This is a genomic window from Photorhabdus bodei (assembly GCF_003287735.1).
Taxonomy (GTDB): Bacteria; Pseudomonadota; Gammaproteobacteria; order Enterobacterales; family Enterobacteriaceae; genus Photorhabdus; species Photorhabdus kayaii.
Window position 1 is genome coordinate 1 of the sequence record NZ_NSCM01000061.1, and the last position, 18,101, is coordinate 18,101.

Below are 18,101 nucleotides of genomic sequence, written 5' to 3' on the forward strand. Positions count from 1 at the left end.
AAGGCGGCCGGATCATATTCCCGATCGGTAAAATATCCCCTCACACAGAGCGTCTCAAATTCTTCCAATACCCCACTGACTTTGATTAATGGCTTGCGCGGCGGTAATTCCGGCGGCGGTGGCTCTTTTGCCAAGATTGCATCCAGTACGGGGATTTTATCCTGAAGCAACGTTATTTCCTTTTCCATTTCTTCCCTGCTATCAGGAAACTCAATAGCATGTTTCCGGTTTACATTAATAACAATATCAATGTCTTTTCTCTGACTTTTTATTTCATCAAAGTCAATAGCATCTTTAAAAGGACGACTGGTACTCATGACAAATCCTTCATTGCATTAGCAAAGTCTTTACATTGTTCCTCATACAACGTATTTCGTTGCGATTCCAAGTCAATCAATTGGGTTGATTTCAAGCCTTTTGCTGGCTCCAAACCAAACACACAATTCCGACACCATTTTTGTAACTCATTATCAGAAAAATACGTCACTAATTCTTCGACAATAAAAATAACGAGCATCGCCTGCCAACTGAGCAGCCAGGCAAAAGTTTCCCATGCCAAAAGCCTTGCCGTCCCTTCAAGAAGTAAGTTCTTAGGCACAAGCAATGCCCTATCAACTAATACTTTTAATAAGCCGTTTAATGCTTTGGTAAGTTGCGCAAAATCAGCAGCACCTTTAAGGCCGTAAAGACCAATAAACTGCCAGCGTCCTTGACCATACCATTCAGAAAACGCGTCACTGATATCGACACCCAGATTTAATGCAGAAGCAAGTGTGCCTGCACTCGCCCCAATAAACTTAATGGAATCAGTCGCTGCCACATTTTTTATGCCGTGCTCAACTGCCGGAGTCACAATCTCCATCGCCGTACTCAGTGTACCTAAAAACGCGGCAGTCACCTGGGCGTGGCCCTTTGTATCCCCTTTACTCTCTTTTAACTGATTGGCAAACTCCAGTCCGTTGAAAATCAAAACCAATAATTTAATCCGCGATTGCTTTAGTACCGATTCCCCTTCAGCACTTTCAGTAAACTCTTTAAACCGATCCTGATATTCATTCTTTATCCTTATTCGATTCTCAGAACCGGATGCCTTAAGCTCCTTCAACACCTGCTGCCTAAACTCATCGCCATCTTTAAGCTGCGATACCGACAGTTCAACCGCTTGATCAAACGGCACGCCGGAAATCACCGAGAACAGCGTTTTACTCAGCATTTCATTCCGGCTGTTCAGCACTTTCCCTAAACGGGTAAAGTTAAAGAACCGATCACCCAGCGTGACCAGTCGCCGGTCACAATGCAACATGGCACGAGCAAATGAGCTGTTGGCCGTGGGCGGTTTTTCCAGCGCTTCATTCGCCTTATCGTAAGCCTCGGCCAGTTTCCCGCTCAACGACGACACAATGTCCATAAATTTTTCAATGTTTGCGGGTTTCACATCCCCTTTATTCATGGACATCTGTTGCAAAAATCCGCTCATTTCCGCCATCACATCCGGGTTATTCAGCAGTAACGAGCGCCAGACAATATTGCTCTCCGATAAGGTTGAGTACTGGTCAATTAAGCGGTCTAAAAATGCGCTGCCGGTTTCAGTCACATTCAGTGAAGCCATCGCATAGTCCACCGCTTCCCGGTAATTCAGGTTATCCGCCAGCCGGGTTGAGTAGAAATCCCGGCAACAGGTGATAAACCGACTCTCCTGGAGCCAACTCACCCTGAACTGGGCCAGTTGCTCCAGCTTTTTCGCCACTTCAGTACAAAAATCGGCATACTTTTGGTTAAATGCCTGTCGTTTCGCCAGATTTAGCTCTTTCGTGTATTTCTCCCAACTGCTGGCAAACGCCTCTTCACCCAATTTGACCGTATTACGGGCAACATCCTCTTTGAGCCGGGCAAGGTTCTGCGCTGAAGCATGACCGGTCGTCATCGCCGCGATCATGCCGAAGTTTTGCTCCGCCTTCTCTTTCGAATGCGCTGTTTTCAATTGATGCAGTTGATTCTCTACCCCGTTAAGAGAGCTGTCGGTCATAAACTCAATCGACAACTCTTTCAACCATGTGGCGTGCTCGCCGGCGATATCATCACTCCACCCAGCCAGTTCATGAGCAATGCCTATCGGATCGTGCAAAGCCAGCAACACCGGTGAGACCGGCGAACCATCCGCTGCCGCTCCCCGTCTTTGCATGGCTCTGACCGTGAGGTCCGCACTCCCTGCCCGATTTCGGCTCCATGGATAGAGGGTGCCCTGCGGGCCAACCGCGTTAAGCGTAAACGCATAGTAGGGCGCCTCTTCCATTGTCCGGCTGATACGGGCCGCTGTAGGATTATGAGGCAAAAGATAGGTGGGGCAATACATATCCACCGGGTGGTAATCCATCACCGTATTCAGGGTGTCTGCCGTGACCTCGCTGATCCCCTCCCCTTCCGACCCCCCTCGCCATTGCCAGGATTTCACGCACTGCATCCGCTTTTCCCGCGCATCGGGGTGATCGTGATAATACTGTATTGTCTCCGGACTCCAGGCCGAAGGCGAGAAGGCCAGCCAGGTATCCTGACGCAGCGCAATATCCTGCAATACGATAAACTCCACATTGGTGCTTTGATGTGTCGGGGCATGACAATTCGCGGTTTTCTTAGGGAAAACACCAAAAGGCGCATTGTATTGCTTCCACAGCGCCCCGTCCTCGCTGATACTCCAGGTCTCCCAGCTTTCCTGAGCAAATATCCCGGCATTGCAATAATAAACATATAAAAAACCCTGCCGTAAGGCACGCAGCGCATAATGGTAGCCTTTAGCCGAGGGAAACGGCGTCTCCGCCCACGCCGGCAAGGTTTCATGGATACTATCCGGAACCACCGAATAGCGTACCGGCAACAGCGCCGGGCCGGTTGCCTCACACATTTTGCATAATGGTCGATTCATGACTGTATCTCCTTATTTTATGAAGGAATAATGGAAGTTTTGGGATGACAACATTCTCGAACCAGTGCCAGCCACGTTTTTTCTGGCAATCCGGCTGTACGATCAGCATAACCACGGGTACTGTTACCCTCCTCACCGGACAGCAAGGATTGTATCCGGGGATGCAAATCGATCTCCGGATGGTATAGCAAGCCATGCAAAGCACACGCCTCCAGATCACGAACATGATTAAAGGCATAGCGTTCAGTGACCCGGCGCAGTAAAGCCAGCATCATCTCCAACGCTTCGGACTCTGTCCGGCGTAACTGATTGCGATGTGCCTGACGATAGCGGCGCAGTGCCCGGTTCATCGGACCTGCCCAGGTCATTTCCTGCACGTTTTCCGGGGACAACGCCAGTGAGAAGGTATATTGCACCGCCGCAGATTTAGCGTTGTCCCGATGCAGTAACCGACCGTCACCGTCGATCAAGTACCAGTCTGTCAGCGGCCCCAGCAGACGCGAACGTTGCCAGGTATCCAACAACGGCCACAAGGCATTGTTCACTGTCGGATCATAAAAACGCAGCACGATTTGCCGTACCGATGACAAGGTTTGTACCGCCGTCATACCGAGATGTTGCGCAATCGCGGATACCGGATGGGAACTGAACAGCCAGCCACAAACCATCCGACCTCGTCCGGCAATCAACTCTGCCGGATCGGATTCCTGCAATGCTTGCGTAATACTCAACTCCAGCATGTGAGCATCCTCAGGCCGATTAATATCCAGCGGTATCAACCAGGGAGAATAACGGGGTTCAAAACGGGGATGCTTTATCTGGATCGCTATAGCGGCAGGCTGATGGTTAAGGATTGCCGCAGGCAACAACTCATCCTGTCGGCTATTCAGGAAAACCGCCGGATCAACCAGCAGCAGCCCCTGTCCACCCTGTTGGGTAAACGCGTTATGCAAGTCAGCCAACAAGCAGATTCTTTGCCTGTCTATAACATCAGCAGAAAAATCGTAATCAATTTGAATCTGAGTCATCAGATATTCCTTATTCCATCACGCTATCGTGAGCAGTTGCCACATGCTCTTCCGTTGACGCACAACGGTCAGGCAATGTCAGGGTTGAACTCTGACTGGCGGGGCCTGCTTTTTGGAAAACATCGCACTGAAACCGGGCATTCTTCGGGCCGGCAAACGAAATATGACCGTCTTTCAGCGAGATATAAGCGCCACCGCATTCCAGCCGCAGTTCAGTTTTCGCGGATATCGTCACCGTATCTTCCTGGCTGACCAGGCGCAGCGCCTGCTGGGCCAGTAAATCCATCTCACCGGTCTGGGCCTGAATCTCCACCTTGCCGGAGGCGGCCAACAACTTCATACCCAAGGTTTTGGCAAATAAACTCAGGGTTTCACCCACCGCCAGCCGGAATTTCTTGGTGATGCTCATATCCGCATCACGACCAACCGTCGTTATCAGATTTTCACCGGCAGAAAGCTGTAAGTTGCCCGGTGTCACCTGAGCAATGCCTGACGGCGCTGAAAGTAACAGCGCTCGCTGTTGCAGCTCTTTGAGGGAGTGATCCATAAATGCGGTCTGGGCTTCGATATCCGCCAGCTCCGCTTTCGCCGCTTCAGCGGCGTAACGCAATCCCGCCGCAGTCTGAAGGGCCGCATCCAGTTCCGACAACGCCGCTTGCATTGCCAACACCGGCCCCTGGGCTTTGGGTTGCCCGTCTGTACTGATAAACAACCCTTTCCCGGCCCGGATCGCGCCCCAGTCATCGGTACGCAGCTCAAAGCCCTCACCCCGTTTCTCCGGGTGCGGTTGCTGGCTGTCCACCAGATGCCCCAGGTTGAGCTGGCTCTTACCGCCGTATTCAGTACTCAGTTTGATGTGTTCCCGACCGCGCTCGTCGTCCATCCGCAATTTGTTATTCGCCGGGGTACGCAGGACGTTGCGTTTGTAGTTGAACAGGGTGACGTGATCGGGGTGTTTCGAGTCATGCAGCGCATGAGCGATATAGGGCCGATCCGGGTCGCCCCCCTCAAACGCGATCGCCACCTCGGTGCCTGCCAGCAACGGCCAGTGAAAACCGTAGGTGTCACCCGCGTAAGGGCGGGCCAGACGCACCCACAGGCTTTCTCCCCCCAGCGGCCAGTCTGCCCGGTCAAAGTCAAACGCCACCCGGTACAACCCGTCTTTATCAATATCCCCGTACGGGTCGTTCACGACCGTGCTGCTCACCCGGGCCGGCAAGGTGCCCGCTATCCGGGGTTTGGGGATCAATTCAGGCCGGAAACAGACGTTTTCCGCGTAGGGGATCGCCGTGAACGCCATTTCAAAACTGCGATCCCGGCGCGCGCTGCTGCGAATACCGGTGATCACCGCCCCTTGACGGAACGCTGCCGGGGCCTCACCCCTGACTTTCAACTCCTGGCCAGGCAACAGCGTCGCGGAAGTGGTTAACCCCCGCAGTTGGGTCTGCCGATTCAGGTAGCGCTCATGGTGCAGCCGGGAGTAGAACACCCCGCTTTCCACTGCCGGATCCAGGTCGTAACGGTTGCCCAGCACCCGGTAATTATCCCGATAATGGTACGCTTCGCCATACAGGGTCTCATCGCCCCGCGTCACATCCACTTCGGTATCCATACCGTACTGCGGCAGCGCGTCACGGTAATTATAATCGCGGGTCACCACTTTCCCTTCCACCACCTGATGCACGGTTTCCATCCCCCACACCGCGTCCACCTCCCCGCCGTGCATCCCTGACGGAGGGCGGGCCGGCATATAGACATTCAACTGGTAGTAACGCTGATCGTCGTAAAACTCCACCACCTCAATTTTCAGCCGGTCGTCCGCGGTCAGTTTGTACCAGATCCCCACTTCCGCCAGCAGACGTTGCACAAAACGCAAGTCATCTTCGTCGTACTGCATCACCTGCTCCCGCTTCGGGTAGGTGTACGCCAGGGTGAATAAGAAATCCTGGCCGCGAAAACCGTGACGTTCACGCAGGATTTTTTCCACGATTTCCGGCACCGACATCTGCTGATAAATCGCGGTCTGGCGGCTTCTCGACAACAGGGCCAACCGCGGCTCCAGGGTCACGGCGTAATGGCTTTCATCCCGCGAGGTGGACAGCAGCTTAAATTCGCTGATCACGCCGTATAGCGCGCGCAAGGGCGCCGGGGGCACGATTGGCATGCCCCGCTTCCCCGGATTAATCGCGGGCGACGTCAGGGTAAACGAGGCGTCCCGCATCAGCATCCGCGCCGGCTCGATATCCTTCACCGGGCTGGTGAATTCAATGGCGTAACGAAAAGGCCGGCTTAAGGCTTCCTGCCCGCTAAAGGCCACCACATCCAGTGGCGCGGTATTCTTCCACACGTTCAGTGTGTAGCGGCTGTGATCAAAGATGATCGCCGGGGTGGCGTTGTTCATGACGGGCTCTCCGTTTGCTCTGTTTCAGTGAATGTCAGGGTGATATCGCCGGTTTCATCGGCGCCCAATATCACCCCGGCCGGTTTAGGGGGATGGGCCAGACGTTCCAGCAGCGCCTGTGATAACACCGGCAAAATTTGCTGGTTGAGCAGACTGTCGATATTACGGGCGCCGCTGTCCGGCAGCAGGCAGGCGCTGACCAGTGTGTCACAGAGGGCGCTTTCCACCTGACAGGTCAGGCCATAATGGGTATGGAGTCGCCGGGTCACCTGCCCCAGTTTGATGTCCACAATACGTCTGAGGGCCTCAGCCGGTAACGGGCGGTAAATCACCGTTTGAAAGCGGGCCAGCAGGGCGGGCTGGAAGTGATCCCGCAGCACAGGATGTAACAACTCATGCAGCGCGGCATTCGGGGCGTCAGGTTGTTGCGCCAGTAGCGCCATCAATTGATCACTGCCCAGATTCGACGTCATCAATATCACGGTCTGACGAAAGTCGATCTCGCGCCCTTCACCATCACGCATAAAACCGCGATCAAATACCTGGTAGAACAGGTTAAGCACGTCCCGGTGAGCTTTTTCCACTTCATCCAACAGCACCACGCTGTAAGGACGTTGACGGACCGCCTCGGTTAATACCCCGCCGTGCCCATAACCCACATAACCCGGTGGAGCCCCTTTCAACTGGGAAACCGTATGCGGCTCCTGGTATTCCGACAAATTGAGGGTGATCAGTGAACGTTCCCCGCCAAACAGGCTATCCGCTAATGCCCGTGCGGTTTCAGTTTTGCCTACCCCACTTGGCCCAACCAGCAGGAAAACCCCCAGTGGACCGTGTTCCGGCGTCAGACCGGTTTTGGCCGCCCGTAAACGTTGGGCGATTTCCCACAGCGCGGCCTCCTGACCCATCACCCGTTCGCCCAAATGCTGTTCTAAGTGGAGCAGGCCGGTTTGTTCGTCTTTCAACACACTGCTTAACGGGATGCCCGTCCAGTCGGCCACCACGGTGGCGACCATGCGAACATCAACATGCAGTGAGAGCAGCGGTTCAGCTCCTTGTAACGCCGCCAGCGCCGCCAAATCCGCCTTCAGTTCCGGCGTTTGAGGGGAATGTTGACGCTGCGCGAGAATGCGCTCAGCCAGCGCCTTTTCTCGTTGATATTGTTCAGTAAGTTGAGCCGTCTGATCCGCCACCACTGCCCACCGGGCCGCGATGGCGTCCAGACGGGTAATCTCTTCACCTGGCAACACATTTTGATCGGCTTCAATCGCCTGCCGTTCCATCGCCAGCGAATCGCGCTCGGTTTTTAACTGTGTCAGCGATGCCGGTGAAGTCTCTAAGCTCATGCGCACCCGGGCACTGGCGGTATCGAGCAGATCCACCGCTTTATCCGGGAGCTGACGCCCGGTCAGGTAACGACGGGAGAGTGTCACCGCCGCCTGTACCGCACTATCAAGAATATGGACGCCGTGGTGGCGGGCATAACGCGTTTTCAGCCCGCGCAACATCAGGCAAGCGGTTTCATCATCCGGCTCGTCAACGTTAATCCGCTGGAAACGGCGCTCCAGCGCAGCATCCTGTTCAAAATAGCGTTTGTACTCCGACCAGGTGGTCGCCGCGATAGTCCGCAATTCCCCCCGCGCCAACGCGGGTTTCAGTAAGTTAGCGGCGTCTGCGCCGCCCGCCTGATTACCGGCACCAATCAAGGTGTGGGCTTCATCAATAAACAGTAAGATGGGGGTGGACGATTGCCGGACAGCTTCAATCACGTTTTTCAGCCGTTGCTCAAATTCGCCTTTCACCCCCGCGCCCGCCTGCAACAGGCCCAGATCCAGCGCCCGCACGCTGACCGTTTTCAAGCTGGCCGGGACATCGCCTTCGGCAATCCGCAGCGCCAGTCCTTCCACCAACGCGGTTTTCCCCACGCCCGGCTCTCCCACCAGGATCGGGTTGTTTTTACGCCGTCGCGATAAAATGTCGATCATCTGGCGAATTTCATTATCACGGCCAAAGACCGGATCAATGCCGCCTTCAGCGGCGCGGGCCGTGATATCCAGCGTGAATTTATCCAACACGTTTTGCAAAGCCGATGATAACGCGTGAGGATTAGGCATGGGGTTATCTGCGGCGGTCTCCGCCAGGTCAACAGCCGATCCTGCCTCAGTCACAGTCAAACGTGCCGTAACCTGTTTCTCCGGACACTCGTCTGAGTGGCGATCCAACAACGGGCGCAGACGTTGCAATTGTGTCACGCTCAAGCTCAGTAACGGCCGGGCATCATGCGCATGCAACCAGTCCGGCTGACCGCGCAGGGCCTGCAAAAGATGCGCCGAGCGAATAAATTCATTGCCCGCGTCCTGAGAAGCCACTTCCCAGGCGACCTGTAATAAACGCCACAGACGGTCTGACAACCGTGGGCGTTGATGATTGATGTTGTATGGCAGGCGATCCAGCGCAGCCAGGAGTGTCTGCCACAACGTATTCATATCCCACTGATAATGCCGGGCAATGACGGTAATATCGCCTTCCCCCATTTCAAGCAGCTTGAGCAACCAGTGTTCTACGGTGATCTCCGCATGAGCCCGTGTCTGGCATAAAGTGGCCGCTGCCGCCAGTGCCTGCGCACAATAGGGATTTAACCGGCGAAGTAAAATGGCTGACGGATTTTCCATGACAGTTTTCTCCATCCTGTTCCTCTGTCGCTTCGGGTACGCTACCGCCCATAGCCGTATACCGAGGCCCATAAGGTCATGATGCTTCATTATTTCGGGTGTTTTTGTCCCAGGCGGGGCCAACGGCCCCACCCGCCTATAAACGATAAAAAATAAAAAAACAGCGGACGTTACGCCGTCGAACGTTCACTCCAGGAATCGGAGTGAATGACGTTGCCGTCTTTGTAAGTCCAGGTGATTTTTTCGTAGCGGAACTCAACGCGTTCCAGATGGTTGTGCTTCTCTTTGGCCGGATCCTTGATGTCATGCATCAGCGGCGCCACTTTCACCACCTTCACGTTATCCAGTTTGGTGTTGAAATATTCTTTCTCCTGACCGGCATCATCAATTTTGTACCACTTGATTTCCGCCGATTTCAGGGTCTGACCGCTGGTGACCGCCTTATACAAATACGGGGTCGAGGCATCAACCTCTTTGGTGAACACCAGCGGCGCGTGCACGCGGGTCCCGGTCAGCTTGCCGGTATTGTTGTCGGTCGGGATATACAAATCATGTTCCAACGCCACAATTTCAATACTGCCTTCCCGGTCCTGAACATCCACAGACCCTTTGATGTCGGCACCGCCGTCATCTTTCAACCACAAATAAGCGGGGATCGCCATAAGTTTACTCCTGTTGTTGTGTCAATGATGTCGCCGGTATCGGCGACGTTGTTGCTGAAACGCCCGGCGCCGTTTGCGGTCGCGGACAGGCGACCGCGTTCGGTATCAGACGGATTTCAACTCTGCGATTAGCGGCACGCCCTGCCGCTGTGGTATTCGTCGCGATCGGTCGTGTCGCCCCGTCGCCTTGTACGGCGAAGCAGGCAGGCGACAGCTCGCCGGTCTGTAATAGCCAGTCACGGACGGCTTCGGCCCGCGCCAGTGACAGTGCCTGGTTTTTCGCGGCATTACCGGTCGCATCGGTATAGCCGGTGATTAAAATCATCCGGCCCGGTTTAGCGCGGATAGCGATCAACGCATTGATTAATACCGGGGCCGAGCCGGGTTTGAGTGTCGCCCGTCCCACATCAAACAGGGCCGGGCTATTCAGGCTGATCGTCTGCGGTAACGCGGTGGTCACCGGTTTTTTTTCCTGATGTTCAGGGGAGTAACCGGCCATCGCCGCCTGTAACGGCAGACGTAATCGCCCCCCCTGATACAGCCCCAGTCCCAGACGCCACGGCACCCCGTGACGGTAATACTCTTCAAGACGACCGGCATCGGCCCGCAATACCGCCACCGCCTGCGCTTTGCCGCGCTCATCCGTCATGGCGACAGCCTGATAGCGCTGCCAGTCATCGTCCACCTGACGCAGCCATTGCCGGTTGTGCCAGGCCGAACAGCCCAGCGCGATCGTCCCCGCCAGCATAAACAGCCCCAACGCCACCCTCAGCGCCCGCGGCCCAACGGTCTGCCATGATCTCACGGGGAACAGAGGCCATACCGGGTCCGGGAAAGGCAATACCGGCACCCCGGTATCCGGTGAGCTTACCGGGTCACCGGCGCGGTTGAGCGCCGTTTTGGCTTGCAACCACTGTTGCCAGAGATGACCGGTTAACCGCTGCGGTAATGCCGGGACAAAGGTCAGCGCCATCGCCTGAGGCGGACAAGGCGGCAGGTCGTATTCGGGGGCCAGGCAAGCGGGTAATACGCACGCCTGCATCCAGTCAGCCCAGCCGGTCAGCTCAACCCCACACTGAAAACGGGCGGCCTGTTCCGCCACGTTGCCCTCGCCCAACCAATCCGCCAGCGGTTGACCTGAGACGCCTTTGCGCCAGACCGTGACGGTGTTCTGACCTGCCTGCCACGCAAACCACGGTGAATCAGGACGTTGGAACTCCCCGGCTAAGTAACCGGTCAGCACTAAAGGTAACGGGATACCCTGGCGGCGACGCGCCTGAGAAAGCTGCCAGCGCAGTTCCCGTATCCAACCCGCCAGGGCCACCTCATCCCGGTACTGTTGCGGGTTGATAACGGCCATCACGCTCAATTGGCCGCCCCAGGCGGGCCGGGCAGCCAGCAGGCTTGTCACCCCATCGGACAATGCGGTCCCTGAGGGTAAACATAACCAGTAGCCCTGCGGCGTCTGACGCCACCGTTCATCACCAAACAGGCTGTCCTGGACGTGACCGCAAACCAGCACCACTGGGCGACGATCACGGTCCGGCGGCAGCCCTGCCGACAGGCGGTCAAGGTGTTCCCGTCGCCGGGATCGCTCGGTATAAAACAGTCCGACCGGCGTGAAGAGCAGGACAGTAGCGCCACTGGCCCATCGACCCGCCGGCGATAAGGGAAGCCAGACCAGACAGAGCAACAGCCCTAACCCGGCCGCCCATCCCCATAGCGCCCGTCGCAACATCACACTCATTGCGCCCACCCCGGCAGCAGCGTGATCAGATACTGCCCCAACCCCCACCAGACACCGGTCAGCACGATTATCGTCATGATTAGCGGACCGCCAATGGAACGCAGCCAGGCACAGGACGGTAAGGCCCCAACCAGCACAGGCGAGGGCTGAAAACTGTCGAAAGGTAAGAGGTGCTGGCTTAAGCGGGTTATCAGTTGCTCACGTATCAATGACGTGTCCTCCCGGTAATCCCCCTGGAATCCCAGCAACAACACCCGGTGAAAACAGGTCAGGACCGTCTGATCGGGTGCCGGTTCATCCAGCACCGTCCGTATCCGCTCATATAACCGGTTGCCCGCTTCGGCGGTACCAAAGAAATGGGCCTGCAACGAGGTGGCGCGCCAGGCCGCATAGCCCTCGTCCGGTGCCCGTTTTAAGACGGTTTCATCCAGCAGCGCGCACAAAGCATAACGGATGTGTTCCCTTGCGGCGTCACTGACACCGGCAGCGGACAGCGCCTCCCGCGTCTGTTCTATCTCGTCGATACAGTGTTGCCAGACCACGCTCCCCTGATCCACCCGCACGCCCCGGCACAGTGCTATCACCAGCAGATAGCTGTTCTGCAACAGGGCATCAATATCCGGTGGCGATGTTTTAGTGAGTAAGTGTGATCGATTCATGTCCTCAGCACCGCAAACAGTTCAAGCTGAATATCGCCCAGGATATCGGGCACATAGAAAACACAGGTTCCCGCCGCCAGCATGGCTTTCGCGGACGGATGGGTCAGGTCAAGGGCAAAATACTGGTTCTCCAGCCGCAGGGGGACCGCCGCCGGCACATGATGCATTGCCACCAGCGGGATCCCGGTCAGCGCCCGGTTAATCATCTGGTTAACCTCATCCGGCGCCCCGGCTTTACACAACAGCGGGAACCGGGTCTGCCACTGATGCGCCGGGACGGAAGACCGGACGGAAAGATAAAAATCCGCCGCTTCACGCAAACGGGCATCATGGAGTGTCCCCGTCCATTGCTGTGCCGATTTTGTCAGTGCAATCGCCACCATCCGCGACGGCAGGCTGATTTCCAGTAACTCACTGAGCCTGTCGAACAGCGGCGGTAACACCGCCGTCAGGTTATCGTGCTGATAGCCGGGGATCCCCCCGGCATCATGGGCGAGCGAAAAGGTCAGCAGACTGCCCGCCAGCCTGACCGCTTCACGGTAGAACACCTCCGGGTGCGCCGCCCCGTGCGCCTGAAAATCACGCAGTACCGGTTCATAGCTGTTCAGCGCGTTCAGTAACCAGAACAGCGACACGTCCGCGACGGCAAAATCCGCCATCCGTTCGTTACTTTCACGGCGCATCCCCATCAACCGGGCCTGTTTGGCCCGCAACTGCGTCAGCAACCGATCGAGCCGGTCCATCAGCCCCGCATGCGCGCTCAGCCGCAGTAACGGCGGCACGAACTGTTCATCAAAGGCCCAGTTTCCCCGGGCGTCACGCGCCAGACGGGCAACGGGACAGGTGAGATACGGGCCATTTTCCATCCCGTCAAAACGCAGCGACACGGCATAACGGGCCACCGCCATCGATTCACGGCGGTCGCTGAACTCATCCTGTACCGGCACCCACGCCTGCCGGTAACGCGCCGGGCGGTCCGCCGGTTCATCCGGTTTCAGGCAATTACCGCCATTGGCATCCCGGTGCGGCAAGGCCAGCAAGACGGTGACCTGTTGCGTCTCTGCCGACAGCACCGTCGCCAGTTCCAGCACCGGAGGCAGATCATCTGCCCGATCAGTGTCAATCAGCGATCCGTCAGCAAAGCGCACGCACAGGTGATCGGCTTTCAACTGCCCCAGGGCCAGGGTGTCTTTATCAAACACCGCGGTCAGCACCCCCCAGGGATGTCTCAGCCCCAGGCGGGCAACACATTCATGGGTATACGCCTCCCAGCGGGCCTGTTGCTGAAACTGTTGGGGCGACAAGAGGGCGCCCGTCACCCAGAGCGGACGATCAATTTTCATGTGGTTACTCCTTGGCTTTCGGCATCTGAGCAACCAGCGACAGATTGACGTCCAGTCCTTCCACCTGAAAATGGGGCACCGCGTACAACCGGACCCGGAAGAAACCGGGGTTGTCGTCAATATCTTCAACCATGACACGCGCTTCGCGCAGCGGGTAAGAGGCCTGCACATCGTCAGAAGGATCGGTCATTTCGGTCACCAGGGTGTTGATCCAGTTGTTCAGCTCAATTTCGAGCAGACGCCTGTCCTTGGTGGTGCCGATGTTCTCCCGCTGGATGAGCTTCAGATAGTGGGCAATGCGTGACAGCAGAAAGATATAGGGCAGACGCGCATTGATACGGCTGTTGGCCGTGGCTTCATGCGTGTCGTACAACGCCGGTTTTTGCGCGGCGTTGGCCGAAAAGAAGCAGGCATAGTCGCGGTTTTTGTAGTACGAGAGCGGCATAAAACCCAGATTGGCAAATTCAAACTCGCGGGTTTCCGGGATCATCACTTCTGACGGAATTTTGATCTGATTACCGGTCCCCAGATCGTAGAGATGGATCGGTAAATCGGTGACGGCGTCCCCCGCCTTCGGCCCGCGGATCTGCACACACCAGCCATTGCTGACAAAGCTCCTGACCAGGTTGGCGGCAAACGCAAACGCGGCGCTGGTCCACAAATATTTATTGTGATCCGGCCCGGTGACCGCTTCGACATAGTTAAACGTGCGGACCGGCACGGTATCCGGGCCGTAGGGCAGACGCCCCAACACACGCGGCATCGTCAGGCCGATATAGCGGGCATCGTCACTGTCGCGGAACGCCTGCCACTTGATGTATTCAGCGCGGTCAAAGTAGCTGCCGATGTCTTTAATCGCCGCCACGTCTTCCATGGTTTTTTTACCAAAAAAAGCCGGTCCGACCGCGCCGATGAAAGGCATATGCGCCGCGGCTGATACTTTGGCGATATGACGTAATAAGGCAATATCCTGCGGGCCGGCATCAAATTCGTAATTGGCAATCACCGCGCCGACAGGTTCGCCGCCCGGGGTGTCGTATTCCTGAATGTAAGTGTGGTGATAGAAACCGCTTTGGATAATTTCCGGCGCGTCATCAAAATCCTGTCGTAAATCTTCCTTGGTCACATCCAGGACTTCGATTCTGACGTTTTGACGAAAATCCGTCCGGTCAACCAAAAATTTCAGGCCGCGCCAGGCCGATTCGATTCGCTGGAATTCTGGATGATGCATCACCACATCCAACTGACGGCTGATTTGGCTGTCCAATTCACCGATATGGTGGTCCAACAAGGTTTTGTCCAGCCGTTCGACTTTTTGTGCTGAAGCTTTCAGCAGATTGAGAAAAACACTGACGGCGGCGGTCACCCGCTCATCCGCCGTGACATCAGCCAGCGCGTCGCTATGTTGAAAAAATTCAATGTCGCTCAGCTGTTCGACCGGCTGTAAGTGGATTTTTTCAAACAATGACTGATAAACACTGCCTTCAGCGTAGGTTGTGGTAGCCGCCGCCGCGGCTTGTTCTTGTCCCGTCATTCATTTCTCCTGACTAAAATACCGTTATCATCAGATAGCTTTTGGCGCTAATGCCGCCAGTTCAGTACGCAGTTCATCACTGAGGGCCGCGTCTTTGAGAATGCGCTCAAATTCACGGCGAAACGTGCTGTTGTCCAATAAATTGGATTTCAAATCGCGCAGTAAATTACGCATCGAGAGCAGCGCCCGCAGTTGGGGAATTTGGCGGGCCACGTGCTCAGGATCGAAATCCTTTATTTGCCGGAAAGTGAGGGCGATATTTTCTTCGTCGCCATTTTCAGTCAGGGTATTTTTCACCGTCAGATTAACGGCGGGGCTGAATTCAGCCATCACGCTGTCAAAATTGTTTTTATTAATAGACACTTTTTCTCTTTCCGAGAGCGGACGCTGTTCCCGTCCATGACTGTAATCGCCCATCACTAATAATTTCAGCGGCAACTCCACTTTTTTTTGCGCGCCACCGGTATGCAAATCCAATTTAATATTTACCCGCGCTTTGGGGATTTCGTTTTGAAAACTCTGGGCCATCATCGGCTCCTCAATAATAAAAAAGAACGCCGGGCATGAGGGGCATGCCCGATAAATTTCAGGAACGAAAAACGGATTCAGCTATTTCAGAGCAGGCAGTTAACCGGGCAGTAAATAAGAGAAAACCGACAAGATCCGCCGCAATAAATAAAGCTATTTATCGGGCAGATCATTTCCTAGCCAGGGCGATTCTCTAAACAGTTTTATCTGAAATCAAGACATTTTTTATCCTACCGCACTTTTTGCACAAGATAAATCGGTCATAAAAACCTCCCTATAACCTAAAAAGAAGACAATATATAAACCTAACCTAAACGATATGAAATTTTCTTGCAAAAAAGATGGTGTTTATTTTCATAAAGTGATAGCGACTTATCTGTTTTGTTATCATTAGGGTCATTCAGCACAATATAGAACGGTGATATTTTTTTAAATTTATACTATTTTTCAATTCATTAAATAATAAATAAACCGTGCTTGATTAGACGGGTGAAAAAGAGAATGGTTATCAGTCAGATTATGCGAATGAGAATAAATTTAATTAAGCCGCGTCATATTGATGATATTATGGGATAACCCGCTTATTCATTATAGCTTTTATAGGATAATGCGGATGGAAATGAGGAAGTCCTATCCTATGCGATAGTCAGGGATATTTTTTTGGGGCTATTTTTGACGGCATGAAAGTTATTGAAGGGGGGGGCCTGAAATAGGGAGCCGAAGTCCGGGGAAAATACGATTATTGATGATGGATACGATGATTTATTTTCGGGTATTCCGTCTTCACATTCATTGTCATTTGGACTACCAGCACTACTTACCGGCGGGGCAAGCATAAGTATGGAAAAAATTAACACTCTTTTCATTTTCACTTCTGTTTATACTCTCACGGTTACTGTCATTTGCTTATCCTCATTGATAAGGTACTGGAAATTCTCTTGCAAAGAGAGACCTGCTGGAAGCGGGCTACACTTTCGCGTTGAGTTACCTTTAAACTCATATCTAGACCATTACAGTTTAGCTTTCGCTTTTTCCAGCCTCCTTTACCTGCGTAACTATCGGCTGACCTCACGATCAGCTTTCCCGAAGGGGGGCCATACAGGCTTACCATGTTCCGTATATCCCGTGTGTCAGGTTAGGTGCCTACTTGAATGCGGAGGGTATATGGATCACGAGAAGATAACCCCATAGTCTTCTACCCACCCTCGGTGCCGTTTTCAGGAAGATACGCATCTCACGATTTGTATTCCACGCATCGGCAATGCGTTTTGTTACATTGTCAGAGCCGCTACTTTATTCAAGCTCCTAGGTTCACCTAGTAATATAGGTGGTTTTCTCAACTCGGAAAACAACGATTTATACAGTTTCATGTCGCACTGTTGCAAATAGCCGAGGGTAGTAAGCTAAGGCACCCATTTTTCCGAAGGAGCGGCGTATGAATCCTTTCCATGGTCGTCATTTTCAGGGTGAGATTATTCTGTGGGCTGTTCGCTGGTATTGTAAGTACGGCATCAGCTATCGCGAATTGCAGGAAATGCTCGCCGAACGTGGCGTGAACGCTGGCCACACCACGATTTACCGCTGGGTTCAACGCTACGCGCCAGAAATGGAGAAACGTTTACGCTGGAACTGGTGCCATTCGACTGACCTGCGTTCGTGGTGTCTTGACGAAACCTATGTCAAAGTTTCGGGGAAGTGGTTTTGAAATACCTCAACAATGCCATTGAATGCGACCACGGAAAGCTGAAGCGAATAATTAATCCGATGCTGGGTTTCAAATCTCGGAAGACGGCGTATGCGACGATAAAAGGAACAGAAACGATGCGTGCGCTGCGCAAAGAGCAGGCAGAGCCCTGGTATTACGGTCACCCTCAGGGTGAAGTGCGCCTGGTGAATAAGATTTTTGGTCTTTGAGCCCCTTTTTGAAGGGGAAAGCTCAGCTTAGGATCCTATTTGCAACAGTGCCTTATGAAATCTACTCTTGGAATTATATGTATAATATATACCCGTCATCTTTCAAGCTGCCTCTTTGTTGGCTGCACTCACTCACCCCGGTCACATCGTTATCTATGCTCCCGGGGATTCGTTCCCTTGCCGTCGCGATGCAACTTGAAATCCATAGGGTATATTTAAATTAATAGCAAAAATAACCACCGGATTGCAATGATTTATTAAAAATATAATCAATAATTAAAACTTTATACAATGTAAAATATTAGCATATTGAAGATTATTACAGGAGGTTCGATAAAATCATCCGTTCCATCTAAAACCTATAAACATAATTACCTATTACGTTTTAAAAATGATAACCTTACATTGAAGTATTTCGGTTTCACGGTTTAATCATAGTAGGTGAAATTATGAATGATAAAAGTATGAGTTTCTCTGTAAACAAAGATCTGGATGTTCATTCAAAAAGCTTTGATGCTTTCATATCATATATGGAAAACAGCAACGATTTTTGGATCATAAAAGATCCTGATTACCATCGAATCTCAGCTAGCTTGAGTAAATACTCAGGTATAGGTGCTGCCCGGATACATGAATAAATAAGCTGTTCGAATGTTTTTTTAAGGTTAAAGCGCCAATTGAACCTGAAACAGA

Annotated in this window: 11 protein-coding genes and 4 pseudogenes; 3 read left to right on the forward strand and 12 right to left on the reverse strand. The window is 53.6% G+C overall.

Annotated features, from left to right (window positions below; translation table 11 throughout):
* From CKY02_RS21160 to CKY02_RS21190, 7 genes and pseudogenes are all read right to left on the reverse strand, one after another.
* Nucleotides 1-317 (reverse strand): annotated as a pseudogene (locus tag CKY02_RS21160) (putative type VI secretion system effector); the annotation flags it as partial.
* Complete coding sequence (locus tag CKY02_RS21165) at nucleotides 314-2,920, reverse strand: T6SS effector BTH_I2691 family protein (RefSeq protein WP_112896796.1); 2,607 nt, start codon at nucleotides 2,918-2,920, stop codon at nucleotides 314-316. The pseudogene CKY02_RS21160 and the gene CKY02_RS21165, both read right to left, overlap by 4 nt.
* Before the next feature lie 17 nt (nucleotides 2,921-2,937).
* A complete protein-coding gene (locus tag CKY02_RS21170) occupies nucleotides 2,938-3,948 on the reverse strand; it encodes a DUF4123 domain-containing protein (RefSeq protein ID WP_112896797.1) in 1,011 nt (336 codons plus the stop codon).
* A 10-nt stretch (nucleotides 3,949-3,958) separates the two neighbouring features.
* Nucleotides 3,959-6,349 (reverse strand): type VI secretion system Vgr family protein, encoded by a 2,391-nt coding sequence (locus CKY02_RS21175; protein ID WP_112896798.1) that lies wholly within the window; start codon nucleotides 6,347-6,349, stop codon nucleotides 3,959-3,961.
* Nucleotides 6,346-9,021 (reverse strand): type VI secretion system ATPase TssH, encoded by a 2,676-nt coding sequence (gene tssH, locus CKY02_RS21180; protein ID WP_112896799.1) that lies wholly within the window; start codon nucleotides 9,019-9,021, stop codon nucleotides 6,346-6,348. The genes CKY02_RS21175 and tssH overlap by 4 nt, the downstream gene beginning before the upstream one ends.
* A 170-nt stretch (nucleotides 9,022-9,191) precedes the next feature.
* Nucleotides 9,192-9,683 (reverse strand): Hcp family type VI secretion system effector, encoded by a 492-nt coding sequence (locus CKY02_RS21185; protein WP_112879657.1) that lies wholly within the window; start codon nucleotides 9,681-9,683, stop codon nucleotides 9,192-9,194.
* 4 nt (nucleotides 9,684-9,687) lie between these two features.
* Nucleotides 9,688-11,106, reverse strand: coding sequence for an OmpA family protein (locus CKY02_RS21190; RefSeq protein WP_240002108.1), 1,419 nt, complete (start codon nucleotides 11,104-11,106; stop codon nucleotides 9,688-9,690).
* Here CKY02_RS21190 and CKY02_RS25955 point away from each other — a divergent pair.
* Nucleotides 11,106-11,306 carry a hypothetical protein gene (locus tag CKY02_RS25955; RefSeq protein WP_240002109.1) on the forward strand — a complete coding sequence of 67 codons (201 nt, stop codon included), beginning with the start codon at nucleotides 11,106-11,108 and terminating at the stop codon, nucleotides 11,304-11,306. The two genes, CKY02_RS21190 and CKY02_RS25955, sit on opposite strands and share 1 nt — an antisense overlap.
* A gap of 120 nt (nucleotides 11,307-11,426) precedes the next feature.
* Here the strand turns inward: CKY02_RS25955 and tssL are convergent, their stop codons facing one another.
* From tssL to tssB, 4 genes are read right to left on the reverse strand one after another with little or no spacing between them, the layout of a single operon-like run.
* Complete coding sequence (gene tssL, locus CKY02_RS21195) at nucleotides 11,427-12,089, reverse strand: type VI secretion system protein TssL, short form (protein WP_112896801.1); 663 nt, start codon at nucleotides 12,087-12,089, stop codon at nucleotides 11,427-11,429.
* Nucleotides 12,086-13,432 (reverse strand): type VI secretion system baseplate subunit TssK, encoded by a 1,347-nt coding sequence (gene tssK / locus CKY02_RS21200; RefSeq protein ID WP_112896802.1) that lies wholly within the window; start codon nucleotides 13,430-13,432, stop codon nucleotides 12,086-12,088. The genes tssL and tssK overlap by 4 nt, the downstream gene beginning before the upstream one ends.
* A 4-nt stretch (nucleotides 13,433-13,436) precedes the next feature.
* A complete protein-coding gene (tssC, locus tag CKY02_RS21205; protein ID WP_112896803.1) occupies nucleotides 13,437-14,966 on the reverse strand; it encodes a type VI secretion system contractile sheath large subunit in 1,530 nt (509 codons plus the stop codon).
* Between the two features lie 30 nt (nucleotides 14,967-14,996).
* A complete protein-coding gene (gene tssB, locus CKY02_RS21210; protein WP_112896804.1) occupies nucleotides 14,997-15,497 on the reverse strand; it encodes a type VI secretion system contractile sheath small subunit in 501 nt (166 codons plus the stop codon).
* 1,432 nt (nucleotides 15,498-16,929) lie between these two features.
* Between tssB and CKY02_RS21220 the strand changes: the two are divergent.
* Nucleotides 16,930-17,408: pseudogene (locus CKY02_RS21220) on the forward strand (IS6 family transposase).
* Between the two features lie 449 nt (nucleotides 17,409-17,857).
* Nucleotides 17,858-18,001 (forward strand): annotated as a pseudogene (locus CKY02_RS21225) (helix-turn-helix transcriptional regulator); the annotation flags it as partial.
* Here CKY02_RS21225 and CKY02_RS25960 read toward each other — a convergent pair.
* Nucleotides 17,980-18,101 (reverse strand): annotated as a pseudogene (locus tag CKY02_RS25960) (IS1595 family transposase); the annotation flags it as partial. The pseudogenes CKY02_RS21225 and CKY02_RS25960 overlap by 22 nt on opposite strands.

Coding starts and splice junctions, on each gene's coding strand:
- CKY02_RS21185 (WP_112879657.1), bottom strand. CDS start 9,683: ATGGCGATCCCCGCTTATTTGTGGTTGAAAGATGACGGCGGTGCCGAC.
- CKY02_RS21175 (WP_112896798.1), bottom strand. CDS start 6,349: ATGAACAACGCCACCCCGGCGATCATCTTTGATCACAGCCGCTACACA.
- tssK (WP_112896802.1), bottom strand. CDS start 13,432: ATGAAAATTGATCGTCCGCTCTGGGTGACGGGCGCCCTCTTGTCGCCC.
- tssC (WP_112896803.1), bottom strand. CDS start 14,966: ATGACGGGACAAGAACAAGCCGCGGCGGCGGCTACCACAACCTACGCT.
- tssB (WP_112896804.1), bottom strand. CDS start 15,497: ATGATGGCCCAGAGTTTTCAAAACGAAATCCCCAAAGCGCGGGTAAAT.
- tssH (WP_112896799.1), bottom strand. CDS start 9,021: ATGGAAAATCCGTCAGCCATTTTACTTCGCCGGTTAAATCCCTATTGT.
- CKY02_RS25955 (WP_240002109.1), top strand. CDS start 11,106: ATGCGGTCCCTGAGGGTAAACATAACCAGTAGCCCTGCGGCGTCTGAC.
- CKY02_RS21165 (WP_112896796.1), bottom strand. CDS start 2,920: ATGAATCGACCATTATGCAAAATGTGTGAGGCAACCGGCCCGGCGCTG.
- tssL (WP_112896801.1), bottom strand. CDS start 12,089: ATGAATCGATCACACTTACTCACTAAAACATCGCCACCGGATATTGAT.
- CKY02_RS21170 (WP_112896797.1), bottom strand. CDS start 3,948: ATGACTCAGATTCAAATTGATTACGATTTTTCTGCTGATGTTATAGAC.